The sequence below is a fragment of the Burkholderiales bacterium genome, from assembly GCA_036262035.1.
GTDB lineage: Bacteria > Pseudomonadota > Gammaproteobacteria > Burkholderiales > SG8-41 > JAQGMV01.
In genome coordinates this window covers 119561-144542 of the sequence record DATAJS010000009.1, presented here as the reverse complement: position 1 = coordinate 144542, position 24982 = coordinate 119561, and the positions used below count along the sequence as shown (strand labels likewise).

The following is a 24982-nucleotide window of genomic DNA, read 5'->3' as shown; positions in this document are numbered from 1 at the left end:
GGGAGAGGGAGCACGATGAACATCTTCAAGGCCATGGCGGTGAGGAGCGTCGAAGAAGCGACGCAGGCGATACCTGTGATCGACTTCGGCCCCGCGTTCAGGGCCGAGCCCGGCGGATCGGACGCGGTGGCGGCACAGGTGCGGCATGCGTGCGAGAACGTCGGCTTCTTCTACCTCGCCGGGCACGGCGTGCCGCAGGACATCATCGACGGCGCGTTCGACGCCTCGCGCGAGTTCCACGCGATCCCCGCCGACGACAAGCTGCGGCTCAAGCTGAACGAGAACAACATCGGCTACCTCCCGGTGAACCAGAGCATGCAGCGCGCCTCCACGGTGCACAAGGCGGTGCGGCCCAACTACAACGAGAGCTTCTTCATCAGCCACGACCGCGGCGCCGATCACCGGGACGTGCTGGCCGGGCTGCCGCTGCGGGGGCGCAACCAGTGGCCGGAGGGACACGAAGCGATGCGCGCGGCGATGCTGTGCTACTTCAAGGCGATGGAAGCGCTCGGGGAACGCATGCTGCGCGTGCTCGCACGCGCTCTCGACATGCCGCCGGAACACTTCACGCCGTTCTTCGAGGACGAGGCGCACGCGCAGCTACGCTTCCTGCATTACCCGCCGCAGGAATCGCAGGACGACGAGCAGTTCGGCCAGGCGCCGCACACCGACAATTCGTTCATCACCATCCTCGCGCGCGAGAAAGTGCCGGGCCTCGCGGTGCGGCTCACCAACGGCGAATGGCTCGCCCCGCCGCTCATTCCGGGCACGTTTCTCGTCAACCTCGGCAACATGATGAAGCGCTGGTCGAACGACCGCTTCCTGTCCACGCCGCACGGCGTGCTCAACGACTCGGGCATCGACCGCTATTCGATCGCGTTCTTCTACAGCCCGAACCCGGCCTCGACCATCGAATGCCTGCCGAGCTGCACGAGCGCGGACGACCCGCCGCACTATCCGCCCGCGGTGTACCGCGATCTCATCCTCGAGTTCTTCAACGCGAACTACTTTCACCGCAAAGGCTATACCGCCAAAGAGAAGGAAATGTCGTGATGCCGTGAAATAACGGCCCGCGCTCCGCGGGCTCCAACGGGAGGAGGACCGCATGAGAACAGCTCGACTGTTTGCCGTGTTGTTTGCCGTCATCCTGTGCGCCGCCGGAGCGGCGTGGTCGCAGAATTACCCCGTAAAGCCCGTCCGGGTCGTCGTCCCCTTCCCGCCAGCCGGCGCCAACGACATCACCGCCCGCGTGGTGCTGCCGAAGCTGTCCGAGCAGATGGGACAATCGTTCATCATCGACAACCGCTCCGGCGCGGGCGGCACGACCGGCACGGCGATCGTCGCGAAGAGCCCCGCCGACGGCTACACCCTCCTCATACAGACCGTCGGCTCCCACGTCTCGAACGCGCACCTCTACAGTCGGCTGCCGTACGACGCGCTGCGCGATTTCACGGGGATAACCCCGCTCACCAAGCTGGTCGCGGTGCTGACCGTGCATCCTTCGATGCCGGTGCGGTCGGTGAAAGAGTTCATCACGCTTGCGCAGAAACGGCCGAAACAGGTGCTGCTCGGTCACGCGGGCTACGGCAGCTTCATCCATCTGAACTCGGTGATCTTCGAAGCGATGACGCGCGTCCAGGTCACCGAGGTTCCCTTCAAGGGCGGCGGGCCCGCCGTCGTCGGACTGATCTCGGGCGAGACCCAGGCGATGGTCGCCGGCATCGGCGACATCATCGAGCACATCAAGGCCGGCCGTGCGCGGCCGCTCGGCGTGACGTCGACCGAGCGCGTCACGCTGTTGCCCAACGTGCCGCCGATCGCCGACACCATCCCCGGTTTCGAATGCACCACGTGGGTCAGCATCTTCGCGCCGGGGGCGACGCCTAAGCCGATCATCGATCAGCTCAATAGCGAGATCGGCACTGCGCTGCGTGATGCGACGGTGGCGTCCAAGCTCAGCAACGTCACCTACGATCCGGTGCACAAGACCCCGGAAGAGCTCAACCAGCGCGTGAAGGCCGACTACGAGCTGGTCGGCAAGCTCTTCCGGCAGTTCAACGTGCGGCTCGACTAGCCGCCGCTGTTCACTCGGTCATCTTGAACCCGGTCGCCTTGATGAGCCTGGCGTTGCGGTCGCGCTCCGTCGTCATCCACTTCGCCATCTCCTGAGGTTTCCCCGGGAGCGGCTCGGTGCCCTGCGTCTGGAGCTTTTCCCTGATGTCGGGCATCGCGAGGATGCGTCCCATCTCGGCGTTGACCTTGTCGATCGTCTCGTGCGGGGTCTTCGCCGGGGCCAGCATGCCCTGCCACGATCCGGAGACGAAGCCCGCGAGAGCGGGCGAGCCTTCTCCGATCGTCGGGGTGTCGGGGAGCGACGGGATGCGCTTATCGCTCGACACCGCGATCAGCTTCAGCCGGCCGCTCTTCACGTGCGGCAGCGACTGCAGCATGCCGAGCAGCAGGACTTCGGTCTCCCCGCTCATCACCGACCGCGAAGAATCCGAGCCGCCGCGGGTGCCGATGTAAGTCCACTTGATGCCGGTGCGCTGGGCGATCTCCATCGCGCCGAAGTGCGTCGCGCCGCCCATGCCGGTCGGCAGGTTGAGCTTGCCCGGGCTCGCTTTCGCCAGCGCGATCAGGTCGCGCGTGTTCTTCACCGGCAGGCTGGGGTGCACGGTCAACAGGTGCGGCGAATACGAGATCGTGGTGACCGCGGCGAGATCCTTGTGCGGATCGTAGGGCAGCTTGAAGACGTTCGGCGCGACCGAGAGATTGCCGATGTCGGTCACGAGATAGGTGTAACCGTCGGCCGGCGAGCGGGCGACGAACTCGGCGCCGATGTTGCCGTTGGCGCCGGTGCGGTTGTCGACCAGGACGCTTTGGCCCCACGATTCGGTGATCTTGACGCCGAGCAAACGTGCGAGGATGTCGGATGTTCCGCCGGGCGGATAAGGGATGATGATGCGCAGCGGCTTGGCGGGGAACGCTCCGCCCGGTTTCCCGGCGGGCGTCTGCGCGGCTGCGCCAACGACACAGAGCAAAGCGGCACAACCCAGACTGCTGCATAGCGCGAGCGATCGCATGGTCCTGGCTCCTCCGTTGTGATGTGTGTGGAGTCAGTATAGGGCTAACGGCGCGCGGCGGCCGATCGAACGACACCAAGGGAGAGAACGATGAAGATCACCGGCCTGAAGACGCATCTCGTGAAGCTGCCCGGCGCGCCTACGCTCGCGGGCATCCCGGACAAGGCGGACCAGTACACGTTCGTCACCCTGCAACTGCGCACCGACGAAGGCGTCGAGGGCGTCGGCATCACCTTCTTCGGCGGCGGGCTCGCGGCGACGCTGAAGAGCGCGGTCGACCAGCTCGGCGCGCTCACGGTTGGCGAAGACCCATTAAGGCCCGAGGCGGTCGTCGAGAAGCTGCGCGCCGCCGCGAAAGGCTGCGGTCCCGCCGGCATCTTCACCCTCGCCTGCACCGCGATCGACACCGCCCTGTGGGACATCAAGGGCAAGGCGCTGAACCAGCCGGTATGGAAGCTACTCGGCGGCTTCCGCGATCGCGTGCCGTGTTACGCGAGCGGCGCGCTCACCCGCGATCTCACGCTCGACGAAGTCGTCGGCGCGGGCCCGAAGCTGGTCGACAAGGGCTTCAGGCAGATGAAGACCCAGATGGCGCTGCCCGGCAAGACCAACGCGCGCATCGAAGCCGACCGCATGCGCCGCGTGCGTGAGGCGATCGGTCCCGACATCGATCTCATGTGCGACATCAACCAGCGCTGGAGCGTCGCGCAGGCGATCTCGTTCGGGAAGCGCGTCGAAGAAGTCGGCCTCTACTGGCTCGAAGACGTGACGACCGCCGACGATTTCGCCGGACTCGCGCGCGTCACTGCTGCGCTCGATACGCCCGTCGCGGGCGGCGAATATCTCTACGGGCCGGTGCCGTTCCGGCACATGATGGAAGCGCGCTCGGTCGACATCGTGATGGTCGACCTGATGCGCGCCGGCGGTCCTACGCAATGGGTGAAGATCGCCGCGATGGCCGAAGCGTTCAACCAGCCCATCGTCAGCCACCTCGTACCCGAGATCCACGTGCACCTCGTCGCCGCGGTGCCCAACGGCCTGACCGTGGAATACATGCCGCGCTCGCTGAGGCTGTGGAAGGAAACGCCGAAGATCGAGGACGGCATGCTCGTCGCGCCGCAGAAGCCGGGGCTGGGGCTCGAGTTCGATCCGGAGATCATCAACCGCTACGCGCAGTAACGTCATCCCGGACGCGTGCGCGCAGCGCACGCGATCCGGGATCCATTTTGACTTTACCGCTGCGCGAGATACGCCCGCGCCTGCGCGAGCTCGGGGCGTTGTGGATCGCCGTTCTTCGCCAGCGCGAGCAGCTTCCCGTAGTAATTGGCAGCCTTCGTGCGATCGCCCGCGGCCTCCGCCGCGCGCGCGGCGCCCGCGTAGCCGCGGAAGCGGTTCGGCTCGCGCACGTGAGAGGTCTCGTATTCCTTCAGCGCCTGCGCCGGCTGCTTGAGCTCGAGCAGCATGTCGCCGAGCAACTCGCGCGCCGGCAGGATGCGGCCGGGCGTGACGATGCTCTTCTCGTTGCGGTCTTCGAGATCGGCGGCCGAGCGCATGAGCTTAACCGCCTCGTCCCCTTTGCCTCGCGCGAGCGCGATCCACCCGGCCACCGTGAGCCGCTGGACTTCCACTTCGCTGGCCCAGTAGGCGTCCTTTGCGGCTTCCAGGCTCTTTTGCAGGCGGTCGAGCTCCGCCACCTCCTTCTCGGCGGCTGCGGCGTCACCGCTGCGCGCGGCGCCGAGCGCGCGTGCGAAGTAGGTCTGTGCGTCGGTGTACGGGACCTTGGTCGCCGTCGGCTGCAGCTGTGCCGCTTCACGCCAGTTGCCACGCTCGACCGCGTAGCGCGCGGGCATCGCGGCCCTCGCGTAGAGCCCGCCGCGAGCCGCCGCGTCGAAGTTCGTGACCCTGAATGCCTCGTCCATCGTGCGCTTCGCGTCGCCGTCGCGCGCGAGCTGAAGGAAGGCATACACCGCGTAATCGCTGGCGTGATACGCCTCGTTGGGCTCACTGCCTTTCCTGGCGACCTCGGCGGATCGCAGGTTGGTCGCGGCAGAAGCTTCCCACTCTCCGACGCGCGTAAAGATGTGCGAAGGCATGTGCAGCGCATGCGGCGCGGCCGGCGCGATGTCGGCATAGCGACGCGCGGCGTTCAAACCTTTGGCGGCGATCGGCGGCGCGTCATAGCTGTGGATCAGGTAATGCGCGACGCCCGGATGATCGGGGTACTTCACGAACTGCTTCTCGAGGATCGCGGCGGCCTTGAGATACGCTGCGTAGGTCTGATCGGCCTGCGTCTGCGTGCCGGCGATGTAGAGCGCATTGAAGATCTGCGCTTCGTCGTCCTGCGGATACTTCGCGGCGAGCACCTCATAAGCCTTCGAGCGCGATTCCTGGCGCGAGCGTTCGGAGCGGCTCGAGAAATCGCGGTAGTACTCGGCGACCGCCTCGATGTAGTCGCGCTCGCGCTGGGTCTTGGGCGGCGTATTCCGCCCTTGCTCGATCGCGGCCTGGGCGACTTCCGCGCGCTTCGGCGCCGCGCCCTGCCCCGCGAGCGGATTGCTCATCAGGATCGACGCGATGCCCCACGTGGCGATCGTGCACGACGGGTCCTGCACGAGCACCTCGCGGAACGCCTTCTCGGCTGCGCTGTAATAGAAGGAGTGCAGCATCGCGACGGCACTCTCGAACTGCGGCTGCACCTTCGGATCGCAGGAGGTCGGGAACTTGACGGTGCCGACCTGTCCGTGACTTCCGTGGTCGTATTGGGACAGCGCCGGTGCGGAGATCAATGACAGCGTGAGCGAGACGGCTACGGCGAGCTTGCGTGGTTGCATGCTGTTCTCCTTCGGGGTAAGGGCAGCATTGGGAAGAGGCGGCTCCCAACGATGCCGCTTCGCGGGTAACATGGCAAGCGAACACTCGATTGGGGACAAGCGAGGCCGGCACTGGCTCCGTCTTCCGCGCACGTCCGCCTGCCTGACGCGTTTGCTTTGTATGCAGACGTTACTATTTGCTGGCAAGGCGTTGAACCGGTTCGACTATTTGCCGTCGCTACAATTTATACGAAGTCGACGATGCTTTAGTTGGGCGTCACGCGCGAGGCGGCGTTGTGTGTCATTCGCCAGCGCGCGTCGCGCGTGGGAGAATTAAGTCGCGGAGGAAATGCTATGTCCACGGCAAAGGAAGAACTGACTCGGCTGATCCAGGAGCAGCCGGACGATCGATCGCCCGAGGAAATCGTGCGCGAGCTCGCGTTTCACGTCATGATTCAGCGAGGCTTGGCGGACTCTGACGCGGGTCGCGTGATTTCCAATGAGGAGATGGGGCGGCGTATCCGCTCATGGCAGAAGTAACGTGGACCGGCGAAGCTCAACAATGGCTCGAAGACATCTTCGAGTACATTGCCCAAGACAACCCGCAGGCCGCAGCTCGCACCGTGCAAGGGATCTATGAGCGAGCGCAAGATCTGATTCAGTTTCCCCAGCTTGGTCATCGCTATGCCGCTTCAGCGCGGCATGTGCGAATCCTGCTTCACGAGCAGTATCGCGTTGCCTACCTGGTCAAGGACGATGGGAACATCGATATCCTTGGTGTGTTCCACGGTGCGCTCGACATCGGTAGGTATCAACTGTGAAAGACACGTGACCATGTGCGGCGGCATACCTGCTCGACCGCAATCCGCAACCGCACGAAGCGCACGTGCGGATAGTCTTCATTCCAACCTGATCTTGCCCGCTCTGACCACCTTCTGCCACTTCGCGATCTCTCGCTTGAGATGATCCCGCAGCGCCTCGGGCGTGCTTGCGACCACGGTGCTGCCTTCGGCCGCGAGGCGCTCCTTCACGTCGGGGGCCTGGAGCAGCGCGACGACCTCGCGGTTGAGCGCCGTGGTGATGTCGCGCGGCGTCTTCGCCGGCGCGAGGACCGCATACCACCCGCTGAATGAAAAGCCCGGCACGCCCGCTTCCGCGACGGTGGGCACGTCGGGCAGCGCCGCAGTGCGCTTCTCGGTGCTCACGCCGAGCGCGCGAAGCTTGCCCGATTTCACGACGGGCAGGGTCGACAGGATCGTGCCGAAATACACCTGCACGAAGCCCGCGATGAGATCGTTGTGCGCAGTGTTACCGCCCTTGTAGGGAATGTGTACGAGATCGATGCCGGCCATGCTCTTGAAGTACTCCGTGCCCAGATGCACGATGCCGCCGGCGCCGGAGGAGACATAGTTGAGCGCGCCGGGTTTTGCTTTCGCCAGCGCGATCAGCTCCTTCACCGTGCGCACCGGCAGCGATGGATGCACCACGAGGATGAACGGCTGCTGGCTCACCAGCGTGATCAGCTCGAAGCCGCTCACCGGATCGAACGACAGCTTGTAGAGCGCGGGATTCGCGCCGTAGCTGCTCGACACCAGCAGCAGCGTGTAGCCGTCGGGCGGCGATTTGGCGACGAGCTCGGTGCCGACGTTGCCGCCCGCGCCGGGACGGTTGTCGACCAGCACCTGCTCGCGAAAGCGCTCGGTGAGCCTCAAAGCGATCGTGCGCGCGGAGATGTCCGCGCCGCCGCCGGGCGCGAAGGGCACGATGAGCCGCACCGGACGCGAGGGGTATTTCTCCTGGGCGTGTGCTGCATGAGCCCACACAAAGACCGCGAACAACCACGCGCAGCGCAACGCCGGCAAGATAGACCTCCCTGCGCCAAAATTCTGGTGCTAGCCTACAACATTCGCCCACCACCGACGGGAGGCATCATGGTTCGCGGCATCGATCACATCGAGCTCATCGTCCGGAACGTCGACGAGACCATCACGTTTTTCCAGGATCTCGGGTTCAAGCTGCTCACGCGCACGAAGCACCATGGCACGTCGGTGGAAATGCAGTTGCCCGGAGAGAATCAGCCGATCTTCGAGATTCACCAGGTGACCGGCGAAGAGAATCCCGGCATCAACCACATCGCGTTCAAGGTCGACAATGCGAAAGAGGCGCACAGCCGACTGCTGGGGAAGGTGAAGGTCATGCGCGAGCCGAACTACGTCCAGTCCACGGGCCGCACGACCGTCAATCTGCGCGATCCGGACGGCTGGCGCCTTCAGCTCGTCGACGCCGACCGCAAGGCGCCGCAGATACAAGAATAAAAACGCGCAGCACCCGCTGCCTCCAAAGAGGACGCACAAATCGGGCGGCAAGTCGCGGTATGCTCGTGCTCCGGGGAGGCAGGATGACGAGAGTAACAATCGCCGCAGTGATCGCGGCCATCTGTTCGGGCGCGGCGTTCGCAGCCAGCGAGCCGGGCTGGCCGACCAAACCCATCCGCGTGATCGTGCCGTCGCAGGCGGGCGGCGGCGCCGACATCGTCGCGCGCATGATCGGGCAGAAGCTCACCGATGCGTGGGGCCAGCAGGTGGTGATCGACAACCGCATCGGCGCGGTCGGCGCCGAGATCGCGGCGAAGGCGCCGCCCGACGGGCAGACGCTGATGTTCACCACGTCGGCGTTGTCGGTGCGCGAAGCGCTGTATGCGAAACCCGGTTACGACACGAAGCGCGATTTCCAGCCGGTCACGCAGGTGCTGTCGCAATCGAACGTGCTCGTGGTCCATCCTTCGCTGGCGGTCACCACGGTGCCGCAGCTCATCGCGCTCGCGAAGTCGAAGCCCGGACAGCTCAATTACGGCTCGGGCGGCAACGGCACGTCCAATCACCTCGCCGGCGTGCTCTTCCAGCAGCTCGCCGGGATCGACGTCGTGCACGTGCCGTACAAAGGCGTGCCCGCGGCGCTCATCGATACCGTCGCAGGCCGCATGCACTACACGATCGGCAGCCCGGTCTCGACGCTGCCGCACGTGAAGGAAGGCCGGCTGCGGCTGATCGCGGTTACCACGCCCAAGCGCTCGCCGAGGCTGCCCAACGTGCCGACGATCGCCGAATCCCTGCCCGGCTACGAGTTCACCGGCTGGATGGGCTTCTTCGCGCCGATCAAGGTCGCGCGACCGATCGCCGACAAGCTCTACCGCGAGACGCGGCGCATCGTGTACCTGCCTGACGTGAAACAGAAGCTCCAGCTCGATGCGGCCGAGCCCGTCGGCAGCACGCCGACAGAATTCAGTGCGTACGTCGCGAGCGAGCTCGCGCGCTGGACGAAGGTCGTCAAAGCGGGAGGGATCAAGGTCGAATGAAGGGATACGTGATCGGTATGGCGGCGATCGCCTCCGGCGGCGCGCTCGCACAAACCTTCCCCTCGAAACCGATCGAGCTCGTCGTGCCCGGCAATCCCGGCGCCGGGGCCGACATCGTCGCGCGCATGATCGCGGACATCATCCGCAAGGAGAAGCTCGTCGCGCAGCCGATCGTGATCGTCAACAAAGGCGGTGGCGGCGGCGCGATCGGCGCGTCCTACGCGGCGCAGAAGCGAGGCGACCCGTACACCGTCGTTTCGTTTCCGACGGGGATGATGCTCACCGGCGCTCTGCGGTCCGGCCTCGACATCGGGCTGGACAAATTCCACCCGCTCGCCCTCCTCGGCTTCGACGTCAACTGCATCATGGTGAACGCCGAATCGCCGTACAAGACCGTGCGCGAGCTGATCGACGCGGCGAAAGCCAAGCCGAAGTCGGTCAACGTCTCGATCGGCTCGCCGGGGTCGTCGAGCCACATGTTCGTCTACACGCTGGAGCGGCTCAGCGGCGCGCGCTTCAACGTAGTCATCATGAAGAGCGGCACCGCGGCGCTCACCGCCGCGCTCGGCGGGCACGTGCAGTGGAACACCGGGCAACTGAGCGACGCGATGCCGCATGTGCAGGCCGGCAAGATGCGCATCCTCGGCATCGCGTCACAGCAGCGCATCCCGCAGCTCGCCGCGATCCCGACGCTGAAGGAACAGGGCTACGACATGCACGTGGCGGCCGGGCGCGGCTTCTCCGCACCGGCGGGGATTCCCGCCGATGCCGCCGCCTATCTCGAGAACGTGTTCGCGAAGGTCTACAAGAGCGCGGAATGGCAGGACTACATGGCGCGCAACCTGATGGAGCCGGTGTACATGAACGGCGCCGATTACGGCCGCTATCTCGCCGCGCGGCAGCCCGAGTTCACCAGGTTCATCACCGAGCTCGGGCTCGCCGGCAAGAAGTAAGCTGTCATCGCGAAGCGGGCCGCGGCGGTCTCTCGTGGCGCACGATCCGTGCCGAGCGCCTCGGGATTGCTTCGTCGCCGCGCTAGCGGCTCCTCGCAATGACACAGTATGGCTAACGCGGCTGCTCGCCCGGAAGGCGCACGCTCGCCTCGCCCGCTCCGGAAGCGGGTCGAATGCTGGTGTAGCGCGCGTTGGCCCAGTACACGACGACCATGCGGCTGTCGGGCGCGGCTTCGATGCGATGGGCAAGACCGGCGGGCAGGCAGGCGACGGTGCCGGGTACCAGCGGCACGTCGTCGCGGTCGAGAAACGTCAGCGCGCCTCGGCCTTCGATGCAGAACACGACTTCGTCGTCGTCCGGGTGCAGGTGCAGCGGAGTAATCTGGCCGGGCTCGTAGCAGTTCATGCGCGTGGCGAGATCCTTCGAGCTCACGACGGGCTGGTTCGTGCGCGCCTCGGATGAAAAACGCTTCAGCTCGTTGATGTTGACCGCTTCAACCTTTGCGGGAGTCGCCATGAGAGGTCTCGGCTGATGGGAATGGGCAGATCATTATCGTGCATCGCGGCGGGCTGGTTGTGCGCGGGCTGCGCGCTCGCCCAGACGTATCCGGTCAAGCCGATCCGCATCGTCAGCGGCTTCGCGCCCGGCGGCGGGATCGACATCATGGCGCGCGTGCTGACGCCCAAGCTCGTCGAGTCGCTGGGCCAGCAGGTCCTGGTCGAGAGCCGGCCCGGCGCCGGCACCAATATCGCGATGGAGTACGTGGTGAAATCCCCGCCCGACGGCTACACGCTGCTCATGCAAACGCCGCCGGTGGCGATCAACATGTCGCTCTATAAGAAGCTGCCGTTCGACACGACGCGCGATCTGACCGCGATCACCGTCTTCTCGCAGACGCCCAACCTGCTCGTCGTGCATCCTTCGCTGCCGGTGCGCAGCGTCAAGGACCTGATCGCGCTCGCTCGCGCCAGGCCCGGCGCGCTCAATTATTCGTACGGCGGCACCGGCACGACGCAGCATCTCTCCGGCGAGCTCTTCAAGCTGCGCACCGGCACCCGCCTGCTGATGGTGGCCTACAAAGGGTCCTCGCCGTCGCTCACCGCGCTCGTCGGCGGTGAGACCAGCGTGTCCATCGCCAATGTTCCGTCGGTCAACGAGTTCGTCAAAGCGGGCCGGCTGCGCGCCCTCGCCTCCACGACCGTGGAGCGCACGCCGCTGTTTCCACAGGTTCCGACGATGCGCGAGTCGGGCGTCGACATGGTGGTGAACGTCTGGTACACGCTGCACGCGCCGGCCGCGACCCCGCGCGAGATCGTGCAGAAGCTCGCGGAGGCAGCGGTAAAAGCCGCGCGCTCGCCCGACATCCGACAGCGCCTCACCGACATGGGCGCCGAGCCGGTCGGCCTGATGCCCGAAGACGCGGCCCGCTTCCTGCGCGACGAAGTCGCGCTGTGGGCCGCGGTGGTCAAGGCGTCGGGCGCGCACGCCGACTAATCGCTAATCGGGGTCAGGTCCACATTTACGGAAATCCGGACCTGGCCCCAATTACCGGGAATGACGAGCGGCTTCTCAGCAGCCCGCGACGCACTTCCCTTTGCCGTCGAACTCCATGGTGCGCCCGCTGAGCGCGAGGTAAGCCGGCGCCTTGAGCTGCTTGATGAGCGCCGCGGTGCGCGAATTCGGCCGCAGCTTGCCGCCTTCGGTCACGGGCTCGTTCGCATGCGTGAGGATGATCGACGCGGGCTGCACCATCTCGTTCATCGCGTAGGCGCCGGACTGGAAGATCCCCGGATTCGGACCGAGATTGAGCACCGCGAGGTTGGCCTTGTGAAAGTCGTGGATGACCGTTTTCATCTCGGAGTGGATCGCGGTGTCGCTGGAGAGATAGGCGACCAGCCCGTTGCTGAACTTCACGACGAAGCCGACGGCGGGCCCGTATTCGAGCTGAGCGCCGTCCGCCTTCAGCGCCGCGCGCTGCGACTCGGTCAGCAGCGCGGGCGGCGCATTGTTGACGTGAGCGGCCTGCACGATCGTGATCTCCACGCCTTGCGCGGCGCCCTGCGCCTTGGCCGTGAACACGCCGCCCAGGTCGATGCGCGAGCTGCACGCGGCCGCGACCGGCACGGTCACGGAGAGCGAGGAGCAGAAATCCATCGGCTTGCCGCCGCCGCGTATCGCCTGCACCTTGTTGTGCACGAAAGCGGCCATCGCGCGCGTCGTCACCAGCGCCGCGTTCTTGGCGGCGGTGACCTCCGCGGTCGTGGAGTTCGGCGCGGGCACCCGCTCCGAGTTCGCGCACGTCCCCGCCCCCGGCGCCTTGAGCTTGAGGTCGCCGACGTGATCGCCGTGCATGTGGGAGAGGAGCACGAGATGGATCGTCCCCAGCCGCGGATCGTCACCGCCGGTCACGTTGTGCGCGGGGTCGTAGAGGAAGCGCACGCCCGTCGGGTCTTCGAACACCAGCGCGCGATCGTTGGCGCACAACTCGCCGGGATGAGAGCCGATCGGCGTTATCTTCACGTTCTGGGCCGCGGCCGGCAGTGCGGCGAAGGCCAGGGCGCAGCAAGCCGCTGCACAAGCGATTTTCATGTCGTTCCTCCTGTTGTTGATTGTTGTATTCCGGGCGAGACCGTTTCGCGCGCGCGATGCCATTAGAATCTGCGCACACATCCTAAACGAACAAGGGGCACATTATGACCGAAGCGGGCATGCACAAAGGCGACGAGCTCGCCGGGAAAGTCGCTCTCGTCACCGGCGCAGGGCGCAACATCGGCCGCGCCATCGCGCTGTCGCTCGCGTCGGCGGGCGCGAAAGTCGCGGTGAACACGCGCTCGAACGCCGCGGAGGCGCGCGGCGTGGTCGACGAGATCAAGGCGCTGGGCACCGACGGTGACGCCTATGTCGCCGACGTCGCGGATCCCGCGCAGGTGAACGCCATGGTCGACGCGGTGATCAAGCGCTTCGGACGCCTCGACATCCTCGTGCTCAACGCGGCGCTGCGCGAGCACGTGCACTTCGACGAGATCAGCTTCGAAGACTGGCGCCGAGTCCTCTCCACCAACCTCGACAGCGCGTTCGTGTTCACCAAAGCGTGCCTCCCCGCGCTCAAGCAGGCGGGCGACGGGCGCATCGTCTTCTTCGCCGGCGTCACCGCGCTGCTGGGACTGAAGGACCGCGCGCACGTCGCGGCGTCCAAGCACGGCATCGTCGGCCTCACCAAGGCGCTCGCGGCGGATTTCGCCGAGTTCGGCATCCGCGTGAACTGCATCTCGCCCGGGCAGATCGACACGATTCGAGTGGCCGGCTCGACGCCCGCACGAAGAGACATCCCGCTCGGCCGCAAAGGCACGCCGCACGAGATCGCCGGCATGGTGCGCAGCCTCGTCGGTCCGGCCGGCTCTTACATGACCGGACAGACGCTGCACATCAACGGCGGCCTGTCGAACTCGGGCGTCTGAATACACAAAGGAGCATCCCGTGATGGTCATCGATTCCCAGGTCCACGCCTACGAAGCCAACACGCCGGAGCGCCCGTGGCGCACGGTGCCGAACTGGCCTCCCCACGTCACGGGCGACGAGATGGTCGCCGCGATGAAGGCCGTCGGCGTCGACGGCGCGATCTTCGTCTCGCCGTTCGCGATGTACGGCTACGACGCAAGCTACGCGACGGAGGTGCAGCGCGCCCATCCCGGCCGCTTCGCCCTCGTGAAGCCGGTCAATCCCGACGATCCGGCGGTCGAGGACGTCATCGCCGAATGGAAGAAGACGCCGGGCACGGTCGGCATCCGCATCATGATGCGCAAGGACGTCGGCCGCGCGCCGAACGACGCGGGCGACGATCGCATCGCGCGTGCGGCCGCGCGTCACGACTTTCCCGTGAATCTCTCGTGCGCGGGCAATCTGGAAGGCGCGACGAAGCTCATCGACCGCCATCCCGATACGCGATTCATCATCGACCACCTCGGCCTCCTGCAGCCCCGCACGCCGCCCGCCCCGGCCGAGCCGTGGGCGAAGCTGCCGACGCTGCTGGACCTCGCCAAGCGCAAGAACGCGGTGGTCAAAGTGAGCGGCGCGTGCACGCTGTCGAAGGAGCCGTATCCTTTCGCGGACATCTGGGATCCGCTGGCGCGCGTGTTCGACGCGTGGGGTTTCGAGCGCTGCCTGTGGGGCACCGACTGGACGCGCGCCTTCGTGGTCGTCAACTACGAGAACGCGGTGAAGCCGTTCCTCGAGACCAAGCGCCTCTCCGAAAGCGAGCGTGCGATGCTCATGGGCGGCGCGTGCGCGAAGGCCTACGGCTGGTCGCCGAGCGGGACTTGAGAACGAAGGTTTCGGGTCCGTAATTCGCAAACCGAACCTGATGAGCTCCATTCACTCGTCCCTCGCCAGGGGACTCGCCAAGGTTTCGCTGCGCGATCTGGCGGAGACCAGCGCGGTCGCATTGACTGCCGCGACTCCGCGCTTCAGGGCGACCGGCCGGAAGCTGCGCTCGGCGATGCTGGACGACTACGCAGCAAGGCTCTGGCCGACCTCCTTCTATATCTTCCGGTACGCGTCACCCGGCTATGGCGGCGCACTCACCTATCTCACGGCGCTGCCGGTCGACAAACACGAGGCGGTCATCCATTCCGCCGCGAAGTTCGGACGGCGCAGCGACAGCCAGCCGCTGGGGGATGCGGTCGGGCCCACGATCACCCTGTCCCGGCATTGCCTCGAGCGACTGCACCAGCGGCTCGCGGTGAGCACGTTCGAGGAGCTCATGGAGACGCTGCGCGCCGACATGCTCAAGGCGCTGCTGCTCGCGTGGTGTGCGGTGCGCGGCCCGCAGGACGCGCCGCTGCGTCAGCTCTCGCTGCCGATGCTCGACGGCGCCCTGCGCTGCGACGTCGCGGACGACGATGCGCTCGCGCTCAAGACCTTCGTGCGGCAGACGAACCTGTGGGAACGCCGCCTGTTGGACGATATCGACGTCTGGTTCGCCGGACTGGAGATGCAGCCCAGCGACATCCTCCTGCTCCCCTACTATCTGCACACCGTCCGGGAATTCAAGGCCCGCTCGAAACAGCATCAGCAGGCGCTCGACGCGTACCTCGCCGCCCGCGAGGCGGCATGGGCGATCTTCCGCAAGCACGACTGGCTCTGGGAGCCGTATCAGCGGCGCGACGATCCCGACAAGGAAGCGTGGGACAGTCTGAACGCGGCGGCGGAGTGATCGACTCACTTCTCCAGCACAGCCTGAGGCGTGTTCCGGAAGCTGATCGCCATGCGGTTGTAGGTGTTCATCAGGCCGACGGCGATCGTCAGATCCACGAGCTCCCGCTCGTCGAAGACCGCACGCGCTGCTGCGTACGCCGCATCCGGAACCCCCGTCTCCGCGACCATGGTGACCGATTCCGCCCACGCAAGGGCCGCACGTTCGCGTTCATCGAACAGCTCGCCGGCTTCCCGCCAGGCCTGCACCAGCGCCAGCTTTTCGACCTTCACGCCTTTCTTCAGCAAATCGCGCGTGTGCATGTCCAGGCAGTAGGCGCAGTTGTTGATCTGCGATACGCGAAGGTAAGTCAGGTCCACCAGAACGGGTGAAAGACTGCTTTGCGTGACATAGCCGTAAACGCCGCCGAGGGCCTTGATGCCTGCCGGTGCGATCCGGTTGTAATCCAGACGCCTGCTCATGTTATCGACTCCTCTAGGTTCTGGATCATTTGACAGGGACGGTCAGAGCCTTGTCGCCGGTATCCACCACGAACACCGCGAGCAGCTTCGCGGGCTTCGTCTTGCTCGCGTTGCGGCTCACACGGTGCAGGGCACCGGGCTCCTCGAAAAAGCTTTCACCTGCGCGATAGACGCGCTTCGGGCCGTCGTTCACCTGCGACTCGATGGCGCCCGATACGACGTAGGCGTAGATGAAGGCCGACTTTGCATGCTCGTGCGGGGCCGACGCCCCACCGGGCGCGTAGTCGACGACCACGGCGGTCAGCGACTTGCCCGGAATATTGGGAATCACATGACTGAAGTTCGGCGTGACGGACACCCCGTCGCCATGAGCGACCGCAGGCAATCCGACAATCAACGCGACGGCTGTGCACGCGGTCCGCACGACCGAACGGATGTTCATTGGATAATGGAGAGCAGCACCGACGTTCACTCTTCCTGACATGAGGGTTCCTTTGTCTTGCGCGATTGCGTGCTTCGAGAGCTGGTCGAGACTCGCGACCGGTTTGGCCGTGACGATCAGGTCGTGCTGCGGAACGAGACGATGCCCCGCCCGAGCTTCAGGGAAGAAACGAGATCAGGTCCACATTCAGAATAATGTGGACCTGACCCCATTTAGTACGGTCGATCTCCCCGCACCAGCATGCGATAGAGCCTGCGGTGCTGGCTCTGATCGAAATCGTGCCCCGCTTTGTGCAGCGACGCGCGATCGTCGATGATCAGCAGGTCGCCCGGCTCGTACTGGTGCGCGTAGCAGAACTGGGGCTGGGTGATCCTATCGGTGAGGTCCTGCAGGAAATCCTGAGTCTCTTCCGGCGTCATGCCGATGATTTTCTCGGTCTTGCTCTTGTGGAACCACACCGCCTTGGTGCCGGTGTCGGGGTGCGTGCGCACCAGCGGCTGCACCGTCGGCGGCTTCTTCGATTCGAGCTGCTCTTTGAGAATGTCCGGATTGGCGATCTTGAAGCGCGCGCTGCTGATCAGCGTGTTCTCGGTTTTCATGCCGGTGATCTTCTGCTTCAGGTCCTCCGGCAGCGCCTCGTACGCCGCGCGCGAGTTGCACACCGAGGTGGCCCCGCCTTTGTCCGGCACCGCCACCGCGTAGAGCATGGTGAACGCCGGCGGACGCTCCTGATTGGTGTGATCGGTGTGCCAGGTGGCGTTCTTGCCGACTTTGGCCGCGTTGCCCTGGCTGTCCTTGTGGAAGTTATCGAGCACGCTGATCAGCGGAAAGCCGTCCACCAGATAGCGCCGATTCTGATCTTCCATCAACTCTCCGAAGAGCTCCGCGCCGGCCTGTAGCTGCGCAGGCGTGAGATGCGCCTGACCGCGGATCACCAGCACGATGTTCTCGACCGCCGCGTCGTAGAGCTTCTTGCGGGTCGCCTCGTCGACCGGCTGGGCGAGATCGATGCCGGTGACAATGGCGCCGATGTGCTCTTTGACTTTGGTGATCTTCATCGTTTGAGCCGGTGCTTGCAGGACTGCGCTCATGGCGTACCTCTCGAAGGTTGATCCACTATCCGGACTGCGCCGGTGATGACCCTATGATAGCGCTATGCGCGGGCCAGTTCTGCGACCAGCGGGGCATTGCGGTCGAGCACTCGCAGGATCTCGTCGCGGCTCGCATCCGGAACCTCGAACAGCACGCGATGGATGCCCGCGTCGCGATAAGCCGCCAGCTTGTCGCGATCCGGCGGCGCGGCGAACACCGTCACCGATAACGTCGCCGGATCGCGCCCCGCCGCCCTAGCCGCTGCGTGCAGGCGCGCCACCGCGCTCTTCGGCTCCCAGCCGTGGCGCGGCCGGGGAAACCAGCCGTCCGCGAACTCCACGACGCGCCGGATCGTATGGTCGGACTCGCCGCCGATGAGGATCGGCGGATGCGGCCGCTGTTTCGGCTTGGGATACATCCACACCGGATCGAAGCTCACGTACTCGCCGTGAAACTCCGCCTCCTCCTGTGTCCACAGCGCTTTCATCGCCAGCACGCGCTCGCGCAAGAGCTTGAAGCGCGTCTCGTAGCGCGTGCCGTGGTTCTCCATCTCGTCGACGTTCCAGCCGCCGCCGATCGCGAAGATGAAGCGCCCGTTGGAGAGCTGATCGAGACTCGCGACCGATTTCGCGGTGACGATCGGATCGCGTTGCGGAACGAGCGCGATGCCCGTCCCGAGCTTCAGCGTGCGCGTCGCCGCAGCGGCGAACGACAGCGCGACGAAGGGATCGTGCGTGTGCTTGTATTTCTTCGGCAGCTCGCCGCCGCCGGGGAACGGCGTTTTACGGCTGGTCGGGATGTGGGTGTGCTCGCAGACGAACAGCGCATCGTAGCCGCGCTCCTCGAGCGCGCGCGCAAGCTCCGCGATGTCGATGCCGTAGTCGGTCGGAAAGTAATAAACGCCGGTGAGCATGGAAGTCCTCCCTTCACTCTTCGTCGAAACGGCCGGGGTCGAACGGCTCCAGGTCGACCTGACTGGTCTTCGCGTCGACGATCAGCTCCGCCATCGCCTCGCCGGTCGCCGGCCCGTTGAGGATGCCCCAGACGTTGTGACCGGTGGCGACGAAGGCGCCGTCGGTGTGCGGCACGCGGCCGATCAGCGGCACGAAATCGCGCGTGATCGGACGGAAGCACGCCTGCCTGGCGGCGATCCGGTCCCGCGTGAACGCGGGCGACACCCGCTCGCACAGCGCGTGCAGGCGCTCGATGACACCGGGCTCGGGTGCGACGTGGCCCGGATCGATCGGCAGCGGCGCCGAGCCGCCGAACGCGCAGACGTGGGTGGTGCCGTCCGCGCGCGGAAACACTTCGACCGTCACCTCTTCGCCGGCCGCATCGCGGTATTCCAGGAAGAGCGCATCACCCGGGACGTCAGGGCCCGTGTCATAGACGAGGCTCGGGCTTTGCCGTCCGTAGACATCGGGCAGCGGCAGCCATTCCGCCGCCAGGATCGACCAAGGGCCCATCGCGATCACGGTCGCGTCGGCTTCGATCGCCGAACCGCCGACCTCGACCCCTCGCACGCGCGAGCCGTCGCCCTCACGCAACACGCCGGTCACCTGCCCCACACGCACCTGCGCGCCGTGCCGTTGCGCCGCGCGCATCATCGCCTGCGTGAACCTGCGCGGATTGACGACGGCGGTGGTATCCGGCGTGCCGAGTCGGTGCGAGATCGCGATGCCGCCGGCAAGCCAGTCGAGCGCGGCCGGTGCGTGTCGGCGCGGGTCGGAATCGCGCACCACCCAACCGCCGTACGCGTTCGTCCGGTGAAAACCCCAGTCCTCGTCGATCTCGGCGGCAAGCTCGCCATGCAGTGCGAAGCTGCGCCGTGCCAGCGCATCGAGCTCACTGCCGGCGCACCAGTCGAGCGCGAGGAAACCGCCCGCGTTGCCGGAGGCGGCACAGGCGACTTCGTTGCGCTCGACCACGGTGACGTCGACGCCGCGCCTGGCCAGGAAATACGCGGTGCACGCTCCGATCACCCCGCCGCCGCAAATCACGACACGCATCCGCTTCTCCGAAAGAGCCCGAGGCCGTATGCTGCGCTCGGACGTCCTACCAACAGGGGGAGGAATAGCATGAAAGCAGCCCGAGTGTTCGCGGCGGTTTTCGCCGCTCTGCTCTGCGCCGCAGGCGCCGCATGGTCCCAGGCTTTTCCGGCCAAGCCCGTGCGGGTGGTCGTGCCGTTTCCGCCGGCCGGCGCGAACGACATCGTGGCGCGCATCGTGTTTACGAAGGTCTCGGAGCAGATGGGACAGCAGTTCGTCATCGACAACCGCGCGGGCGCGGGCGGCACGATCGGCTCGGCCATCGTCGCGCAAAGCAAGCCCGACGGCTATACCTTGCTGATTCAGACCGCAGCCTCCCACGTCTCGAATCCACATCTCTACTCGAAGCTGCCCTACGACGCGCTGCGCGATTTCGCCCCGGTCACGCCGCTCGCGCGAGTCGCGGCCGTGCTCACGGTGCATCCCTCGCTGCCGACACGATCGGTGAAGGAGTTCATCGCGCTGGCGAAGAGCCGCCCGAAAGCGATTCTCCACGGGCATTCGGGCTACGGCAGCTTCACGCACTTCAACGGCGTGCTCTTCGAATCGAGGACGGGCGTACGCCTGACGCACGTGCCGTTCAAAGGCGGCGGGCCGGCTGTCGTCGCCCTGGTGTCGGGAGAAACGCAGTGCCAGGTCGCGGCGATCGGCGAGCTGATCGCGCACGTCAAGTCGAATCGCGTGCGCGCGCTGGGCGTGACCACGCTGGAGCGGGTGCCGCAGCTCCCGGACGTGCCGACGATCGCCGACACCTTTCCCGGTTACGAATCGTGGACCTGGGTCAGCGCCTGGGCGCCTGCGGCAACGCCGCGGGCGATCGTCGACCGGCTCAACGCCGAGATGGGGAAAGCGATGACCGACTCCGAAGTCGCGGGCAGGCTCAGCGCCCAGACGCTCGAGCCCGCGCACAAGACGCCGGAAGAGCTCGCCGAACGCCTGAAGGCGGATTCCGAAATGATCGGCAGGCTGTTCCGCGAGTTCAACGTGAAGCTCGATTAGCGTACGCCGTCATCGCGAGGCTCGCGAAGCGAGCCGTGGCGATCCCGTGGCGCACGAGGTAGAGGAGCCTTGCTGATGAAGTTGGGACTGCTGTTGCGCTACGCCGGCGAGCCCGGCGGCCCGCGCATGGATGCCGTGCTGGAAGCCGAGCGCCTGGGCTACACATCGGTGTGGGCGGGCGAATCGTACGGCACCGATGCCGTGACGCCGATCGCGTGGGTGCTGGCCCGCACCGAGCGCATCAAGGCCGGCACCGGCATCATGCAGATGCCGGCGCGCACGCCGGCGTGTGCCGCCATGACGGCGGCGACGCTGCAGGCGATGTCGAACAACCGCTTCCTCCTCGGCGTCGGCCCGTCGGGCCCGCAGGTCATCGAAGGCTGGCACGGCCTGCCTTACGGGAAGCCGCTCACCCGCACCAGGGAATACATCGGGATCGTGCGCAAGGTGTTTGCGCGTGAGGCGCCGCTCACGCACACCGGCGAGCATTACCGCATCCCCTATGCGGGCCCGGACGCGACGGGCCTCGGCAAGCCGCTGAAGAGCATCCTGCATCCGAATCCAGACTTGAAGATCTATACCGCCGCGATCACCCCCGCGGGCTTGCGCACCGCCGGCGAGGTCGCCGACGGCGTGCAGCCGTTCATGATGAGCCCCGAGCGCACCGGCCTGGTCACCGAGCATGTGATCGAAGGCAGGCTTGCCGCGGGCAAGGACGCGTCGCTCGCCGACTTCGACATCGCCCCGTATGTGCTCGTCGCGATGGGCACGGACCTCCAGGCGTGCCGGGACGCCCTCAAGCCGCGCCTCGCGCTCTACATCGGCGGCATGGGCGCGCGCGACAAGAACTTCTACAACGATTACGTCCGGCGCATGGGCTACGAAGCCGACGCCGCGAAGATCCAGGATGCGTATCTCGCCGGACGCCGCGATGAAGCGATCGCCGCGGTTCCCGACCGGCTCATCGACGAGATCGCGCTGGTCGGCCCGCCCGAGCGCATCAGGGACCGGCTGCAGGTGTGGAAGGAGAGCTCGACAGACGGCGCGATCGGCACCCTGCTCCTCGGCGGCGCCGGCGTCGATGCGCTGCGCGTCGTCGCCGAAGCACTGCTGTAGCGGTCATTGCGAGGAGCCGCCACGCGGCGACGAAGCAATCTCGAGTCGCTCGGCACCCGATCGTGCGTCACGAGATCGCCACGGCTCGCATCGCGAGCCTCGCGATGACACGGTACGACTCACCGACCATCGGCTACTTCATCGGCGAGAACGCGGTCGGCCGCAGGATCGTCGTGGTCACCTGCTCCACGATCGGCCCGTTCTTCTCGCTTTCGCCGAACACGCGCGCACGGTCGGGATCCTTGGCGAACGTATCGAACTTGGCGACGCGCTCGTTGAGGCTCGCCCATGCCAGCATGTAGACGAGCTGGTGATCGTTGCCGCCGATTTTGTTGACCCAGTATCCGACCTGCCGGAACTCGTGTTTCCTGAACGCCTCGCAGGTGAAGCCGCCGAAGCGCTCGGTGATGTTGACGATCTTGCCCGGCATCGCCTGATACTCGCGCAGCTCGAACAAGTACGGTTCGCGCGTGGAGGCGTCGGGACCGTAAGCCTCGCCTTTGTCGAGCTGCGAGTACGCGGTCGGCTCCATGAGCTGGTTGTAGACGCGCCTGACCAGCGGACCGTCCTTCTGGGTCTCGGCCCATTTCTTCGCGCGCTCGGGATCCGCGCCCCACGCGGCCAGCTTCTTCGTGCGCTCCTCATAGCTTTCCCAGCCCCAGATGTACACCACCTGGCTGCTCTTCTCGCCGAGCAGCGGCGTCCAGAAGCCGATGAGGCGGATGCCGTGGTCCTTCCATTTGCCGACGGTGAAGCTGCCGAAGCGATCCACCAGCGCCGGCAGCTTGCCGGCCATGACGTCGTAGCGACGCAGTTCGTAGAGCATCACGCACCTCCGTTTTGACGAGGATCGGACATAGCGTAAACCGAATTCCCTAATACTCCGCGAACACGCGCCGCAGCTCGGACGCTTCGGCCGAGCGCGCCAGAGCGAGCATGAGCAGGATGCGCGCCTTCTGCGGGCTCAGGTTGTCCGCGGGGATGAGGCCCAGATCGTCGTGCGGTCCATGCGCGATCACGCGGCCGTTGGCGACGCGGGTGGAGCGCACGAACACCATGTCGGGCGACGCTTTCACGGCGGCTTTCTCGTTGTCGGAGAGCATCCCCGCGCCGAGCGCCGCGAAGACGATCCCTCGCACGCCGGCCTGCCTCAACGCCGCGACGAGCAGCGGCGTTGCCGCGTCGACGTAGCCGTAAAGGATCTCGACTTTCGGCAGGTCGGCGATCGCGGCCAGATCGAACTCGGAATCGACCGTGTGGCGCTTCTCCGGCCTGCGGTAGTACGCCACCTTGTCGTCATCGATATAACCCAGGAAGCCGAGCTCGCCGGACCTGAAAGTCTCCACCCGATAGGTGTTGCTCTTCGTGGCTTCGCGCGCGCCGTTGATCTCGTCGTTGAGCACGACCAGCGCGCCGCGGCCGCGCGATTGCGCACACGTCGCCACGCGTACGGCGTTGACGAGGTTGAGCGGTCCGTCGGCGCTGAGCGCGCTCGACGGCCGCATCGAGCCGACGAGGACGACCGGCCGCTCGTGTCGCACGGTCAGGTGGAGGAAATAGGCGGTCTCCTCGATCGTGCTCGTGCCGTGCGTGATGACGACACCGGCGACGTCGGGCTCGGTCGCGAAGATCGCGTCGATGCGATCGGCCAGCGTCCGCCACATGCCCACCGTCAGGTTGGTGCTGGCGACGTTGCCGAACTGCTCGACACGGATGCGCGCAAGCTCGCGCAGCTCCGGCACCGCGTCGACGAGCTCGCTGCCGGCAACCGCACCGGCCTGATATCCCGAGAGGTTCAGGCTGGACGCCGCGCGCCCCGCGATCGTCCCGCCCGTCGCCAGGACGACGACCCTCGGCAAAGGTTCACTCGTCACCGTCGGACGCTCCGGGATTGCGTAGCCTGCCCTGAGCGTTGTCGAAGGGTCGCTTGCGCGCCTCGCAATGACATGGTCACTTCTCCGGGTTCGCCAGCGTCAGGCGCACGACCTCGTCCACGCTCTCCGCGCTGTCGAGCGTCGAGATCGCCGTCACCAGGCGATCGTATTGCGCGGACGCGATCGGCAAGCCCGGGATGAAGCGCCGCAGCTCGTGCGCGTCCTTCGCGAAATCCCACATGAGCTCGCGCCCGTGGTACTCCCCGCTGACCCGCCGGCCGTCGCGCAGGATGCACGTGATGCGCGGCCCGAAATTGTGGCGGCCCACCACGCCGATGATCTCGATGCGCTTCACCAGCTCCGCGATCTGCTTCTGCTTCTCCGCTTCGGCGCCCGGCTCGGTATGAGGATCGTAGTCCTCGAGCACCGGGTAATCGCCGCGAACGAGCGTCGAGGCGAGCATGTAGGCCGTGCGTCCGAACGGGTGGCCGTCCTTGCCGATGCCCCGCGGATAGCGCGGCGACGGGTACAGCGTCTCGAGGTAGTTCATCTCCAGCGTGACGTGCTCGATCTCGTCCGCGCGCAGGCGATGCTGCTCGACCAGGTCGTGCCCGAGCCAGATGACCGGCTGGTTGAAGCCCGGCGTCGGATAGATCTTGAATTTGACGTCCAGCACCTCCCAGCGCTTGCCGAGATCCGCGACGATGTCGCCGAGATCGGCCTTGAGCGGGCCTTCGTACGCGTAACTGAGATCGCCTTTGTTGTTGCCGGTGAACGCGTTGTAGAAACCGCCCTCGCCTTCCAGCGCCGATGCGGCGCCGCCGAAGGAATTCTGCGCGAGCGTCGCGGCCCATAATGCGTTGCGCGACGCCTGCGCCTCGGCGAAATCGGCGTCCATCGCGCCGACGCGCTGTCCTTCGATCAGGCTCCCCGCGAAGCTCGCGGCAAGCGCGATGGCGTTGATCGTCTGCGCCGTATCGAGCCCGAGCAGCTTAGCGGCCGTGGCGGCGCAGCCGAGGATGCCGTAGGTGGGACTCGATCGAAAACCGCGCGCGTTCGTCGAAGGCAGAAAGTCGCGCGCACAGCGGCACTGCACCTCGTATCCGGCGACGATCGCGGTCAGCAGCTCCTTGCCGCTGCGGCCTTCGCCTTCGGCCGTCGCGATACCGGCGGGCGGGATGAGCACTCCGGGATGCGTCAGCATGTGATACGAGTCGCACTGGTTGTTCACCGCGACCGCGACGCCGTTCGCGAACGCGGCGCCGGGCCGCGTCGCGCGATCGCCCGTGACCCAGACCGTTGCGCCCTGCCCCGTGCCGACGCGTCGCGCGCCGAGACTCTCCTGCTGCATCACCGCCTGGCGCGCCTGAATGGAGCGCGGCGCGCCGTGACAAGCCATCGCGACCGTCACCGAGTGATTGACGAGCGCTTTCGCCTTGTCGACGACTTCGGGCGGTAACGCTTCGAAGCGAAGATCGGAGACGAACTGTCCGAGTTGAACAGCAAGTGGTTGCTTAGACATCGACGCTCCGATTT

27 protein-coding genes are annotated in these 24982 nt (G+C 66.1%); 14 read left to right on the top strand and 13 right to left on the bottom strand.

The window, feature by feature from the left end; all coding sequences use genetic code 11:
* Positions 1–15: 15 nt before the first annotated feature.
* Both VHP37_06650 and VHP37_06645 read left to right on the top strand, forming a co-directional pair.
* Positions 16–1053: a 2-oxoglutarate and iron-dependent oxygenase domain-containing protein gene (locus VHP37_06650; GenBank protein ID HEX2826007.1), complete on the top strand. Its 1038-nt coding sequence runs from the start codon at positions 16–18 to the stop codon at positions 1051–1053.
* A gap of 52 nt (positions 1054–1105) precedes the next feature.
* Positions 1106–2074 (top strand): tripartite tricarboxylate transporter substrate-binding protein, encoded by a 969-nt coding sequence (locus VHP37_06645; protein HEX2826006.1) that lies wholly within the window; start codon positions 1106–1108, stop codon positions 2072–2074.
* 10 nt (positions 2075–2084) lie between these two features.
* On the opposite strand, the gene VHP37_06640 is transcribed toward VHP37_06645, so the two are convergent.
* Positions 2085–3083 (bottom strand): tripartite tricarboxylate transporter substrate binding protein, encoded by a 999-nt coding sequence (locus VHP37_06640; protein ID HEX2826005.1) that lies wholly within the window; start codon positions 3081–3083, stop codon positions 2085–2087.
* Positions 3084–3173: 90 nt separating this feature from the next.
* On the opposite strand from VHP37_06640, the gene VHP37_06635 reads away from it, so the two are divergent.
* Positions 3174–4262: a mandelate racemase/muconate lactonizing enzyme family protein gene (locus tag VHP37_06635; GenBank protein ID HEX2826004.1), complete on the top strand. Its 1089-nt coding sequence runs from the start codon at positions 3174–3176 to the stop codon at positions 4260–4262.
* A 53-nt stretch (positions 4263–4315) separates the two neighbouring features.
* Here the strand turns inward: VHP37_06635 and VHP37_06630 are convergent, their stop codons facing one another.
* Complete coding sequence (locus tag VHP37_06630; protein HEX2826003.1) at positions 4316–5914, bottom strand: hypothetical protein; 1599 nt, start codon at positions 5912–5914, stop codon at positions 4316–4318.
* A gap of 333 nt (positions 5915–6247) precedes the next feature.
* Here VHP37_06630 and VHP37_06625 point away from each other — a divergent pair, with 333 nt between their 5' ends.
* Positions 6248–6433: a hypothetical protein gene (locus VHP37_06625; protein HEX2826002.1), complete on the top strand. Its 186-nt coding sequence runs from the start codon at positions 6248–6250 to the stop codon at positions 6431–6433.
* Complete coding sequence (locus VHP37_06620; GenBank protein HEX2826001.1) at positions 6421–6714, top strand: type II toxin-antitoxin system RelE/ParE family toxin; 294 nt, start codon at positions 6421–6423, stop codon at positions 6712–6714. Before VHP37_06625 ends, VHP37_06620 begins: the two co-directional genes overlap by 13 nt.
* Positions 6715–6792: 78 nt before the next feature.
* On the opposite strand, the gene VHP37_06615 is transcribed toward VHP37_06620, so the two are convergent.
* Entirely contained in the window at positions 6793–7755 is a 963-nt protein-coding gene (locus VHP37_06615) for a tripartite tricarboxylate transporter substrate binding protein (protein HEX2826000.1), read from the bottom strand.
* 69 nt (positions 7756–7824) lie between these two features.
* Here VHP37_06615 and VHP37_06610 point away from each other — a divergent pair, with 69 nt between their 5' ends.
* The 3 genes from VHP37_06610 (at position 7825) to VHP37_06600 (ending at position 10201) form a co-directional block, all read left to right on the top strand.
* Positions 7825–8208: a VOC family protein gene (locus VHP37_06610; protein HEX2825999.1), complete on the top strand. Its 384-nt coding sequence runs from the start codon at positions 7825–7827 to the stop codon at positions 8206–8208.
* A gap of 83 nt (positions 8209–8291) precedes the next feature.
* On the top strand, positions 8292–9248 hold the full coding sequence (locus VHP37_06605; GenBank protein HEX2825998.1) for a tripartite tricarboxylate transporter substrate binding protein: 957 nt from the start codon (positions 8292–8294) through the stop codon (positions 9246–9248).
* Entirely contained in the window at positions 9245–10201 is a 957-nt protein-coding gene (locus VHP37_06600; GenBank protein ID HEX2825997.1) for a tripartite tricarboxylate transporter substrate binding protein, read from the top strand. The genes VHP37_06605 and VHP37_06600 overlap by 4 nt, the downstream gene beginning before the upstream one ends.
* Before the next feature lie 112 nt (positions 10202–10313).
* On the opposite strand, the gene VHP37_06595 is transcribed toward VHP37_06600, so the two are convergent.
* Positions 10314–10718, bottom strand: coding sequence for a cupin domain-containing protein (locus VHP37_06595; GenBank protein HEX2825996.1), 405 nt, complete (start codon positions 10716–10718; stop codon positions 10314–10316).
* 21 nt (positions 10719–10739) lie between these two features.
* Here VHP37_06595 and VHP37_06590 point away from each other — a divergent pair, with 21 nt between their 5' ends.
* Positions 10740–11696, top strand: coding sequence for a tripartite tricarboxylate transporter substrate binding protein (locus tag VHP37_06590; protein ID HEX2825995.1), 957 nt, complete (start codon positions 10740–10742; stop codon positions 11694–11696).
* Positions 11697–11771: 75 nt separating this feature from the next.
* Here the strand turns inward: VHP37_06590 and VHP37_06585 are convergent, their stop codons facing one another.
* Entirely contained in the window at positions 11772–12791 is a 1020-nt protein-coding gene (locus tag VHP37_06585) for an MBL fold metallo-hydrolase (protein ID HEX2825994.1), read from the bottom strand.
* A 104-nt stretch (positions 12792–12895) separates the two neighbouring features.
* Between VHP37_06585 and fabG the strand changes: the two genes are divergently transcribed.
* The 3 genes from fabG to VHP37_06570 are packed head-to-tail and all read left to right on the top strand — an operon-like array spanning position 12896 to position 15414.
* On the top strand, positions 12896–13660 hold the full coding sequence (fabG, locus tag VHP37_06580; GenBank protein ID HEX2825993.1) for a 3-oxoacyl-ACP reductase FabG: 765 nt from the start codon (positions 12896–12898) through the stop codon (positions 13658–13660).
* A 22-nt stretch (positions 13661–13682) separates the two neighbouring features.
* Positions 13683–14522, top strand: a complete 840-nt coding sequence (locus VHP37_06575; protein ID HEX2825992.1) for an amidohydrolase family protein — start codon at positions 13683–13685, stop codon at positions 14520–14522.
* Positions 14523–14562: 40 nt separating this feature from the next.
* Positions 14563–15414: a hypothetical protein gene (locus tag VHP37_06570; protein HEX2825991.1), complete on the top strand. Its 852-nt coding sequence runs from the start codon at positions 14563–14565 to the stop codon at positions 15412–15414.
* A 5-nt stretch (positions 15415–15419) separates the two neighbouring features.
* Here the strand turns inward: VHP37_06570 and VHP37_06565 are convergent, their stop codons facing one another.
* The 5 genes from VHP37_06565 to VHP37_06545 all read right to left on the bottom strand — a co-directional run bounded on the left by VHP37_06565 (position 15420) and on the right by VHP37_06545 (position 19418).
* The gene (locus VHP37_06565) at positions 15420–15875 is read right to left on the bottom strand and encodes a carboxymuconolactone decarboxylase family protein (GenBank protein HEX2825990.1); all 456 of its coding nucleotides are present in this window, start codon (positions 15873–15875) and stop codon (positions 15420–15422) included.
* A gap of 25 nt (positions 15876–15900) precedes the next feature.
* Positions 15901–16317, bottom strand: a complete 417-nt coding sequence (locus VHP37_06560) for a cupin domain-containing protein (GenBank protein HEX2825989.1) — start codon at positions 16315–16317, stop codon at positions 15901–15903.
* A 212-nt stretch (positions 16318–16529) separates the two neighbouring features.
* Positions 16530–17375: a TauD/TfdA family dioxygenase gene (locus tag VHP37_06555; GenBank protein HEX2825988.1), complete on the bottom strand. Its 846-nt coding sequence runs from the start codon at positions 17373–17375 to the stop codon at positions 16530–16532.
* A gap of 95 nt (positions 17376–17470) precedes the next feature.
* Positions 17471–18322 carry an LLM class F420-dependent oxidoreductase gene (locus VHP37_06550; protein ID HEX2825987.1) on the bottom strand — a complete coding sequence of 284 codons (852 nt, stop codon included), beginning with the start codon at positions 18320–18322 and terminating at the stop codon, positions 17471–17473.
* 13 nt (positions 18323–18335) lie between these two features.
* Positions 18336–19418 (bottom strand): FAD-dependent oxidoreductase, encoded by a 1083-nt coding sequence (locus VHP37_06545; protein HEX2825986.1) that lies wholly within the window; start codon positions 19416–19418, stop codon positions 18336–18338.
* A gap of 69 nt (positions 19419–19487) precedes the next feature.
* On the opposite strand from VHP37_06545, the gene VHP37_06540 reads away from it, so the two are divergent.
* Together VHP37_06540 and VHP37_06535 are read left to right on the top strand one after the other, a co-directional pair.
* Positions 19488–20456, top strand: coding sequence for a tripartite tricarboxylate transporter substrate-binding protein (locus VHP37_06540; protein ID HEX2825985.1), 969 nt, complete (start codon positions 19488–19490; stop codon positions 20454–20456).
* A 75-nt stretch (positions 20457–20531) separates the two neighbouring features.
* Positions 20532–21572, top strand: a complete 1041-nt coding sequence (locus tag VHP37_06535) for an LLM class F420-dependent oxidoreductase (GenBank protein ID HEX2825984.1) — start codon at positions 20532–20534, stop codon at positions 21570–21572.
* A gap of 133 nt (positions 21573–21705) precedes the next feature.
* Here VHP37_06535 and VHP37_06530 read toward each other — a convergent pair whose 3' ends face one another.
* From VHP37_06530 to VHP37_06520, 3 genes are all read right to left on the bottom strand, one after another.
* Positions 21706–22398: an NIPSNAP family protein gene (locus tag VHP37_06530; GenBank protein ID HEX2825983.1), complete on the bottom strand. Its 693-nt coding sequence runs from the start codon at positions 22396–22398 to the stop codon at positions 21706–21708.
* A 49-nt stretch (positions 22399–22447) separates the two neighbouring features.
* The gene (locus VHP37_06525) at positions 22448–23431 is read right to left on the bottom strand and encodes an asparaginase (GenBank protein HEX2825982.1); all 984 of its coding nucleotides are present in this window, start codon (positions 23429–23431) and stop codon (positions 22448–22450) included.
* Positions 23432–23522: 91 nt separating this feature from the next.
* Positions 23523–24968 (bottom strand): MmgE/PrpD family protein, encoded by a 1446-nt coding sequence (locus VHP37_06520; GenBank protein ID HEX2825981.1) that lies wholly within the window; start codon positions 24966–24968, stop codon positions 23523–23525.
* Positions 24969–24982 lie beyond the last annotated feature (14 nt).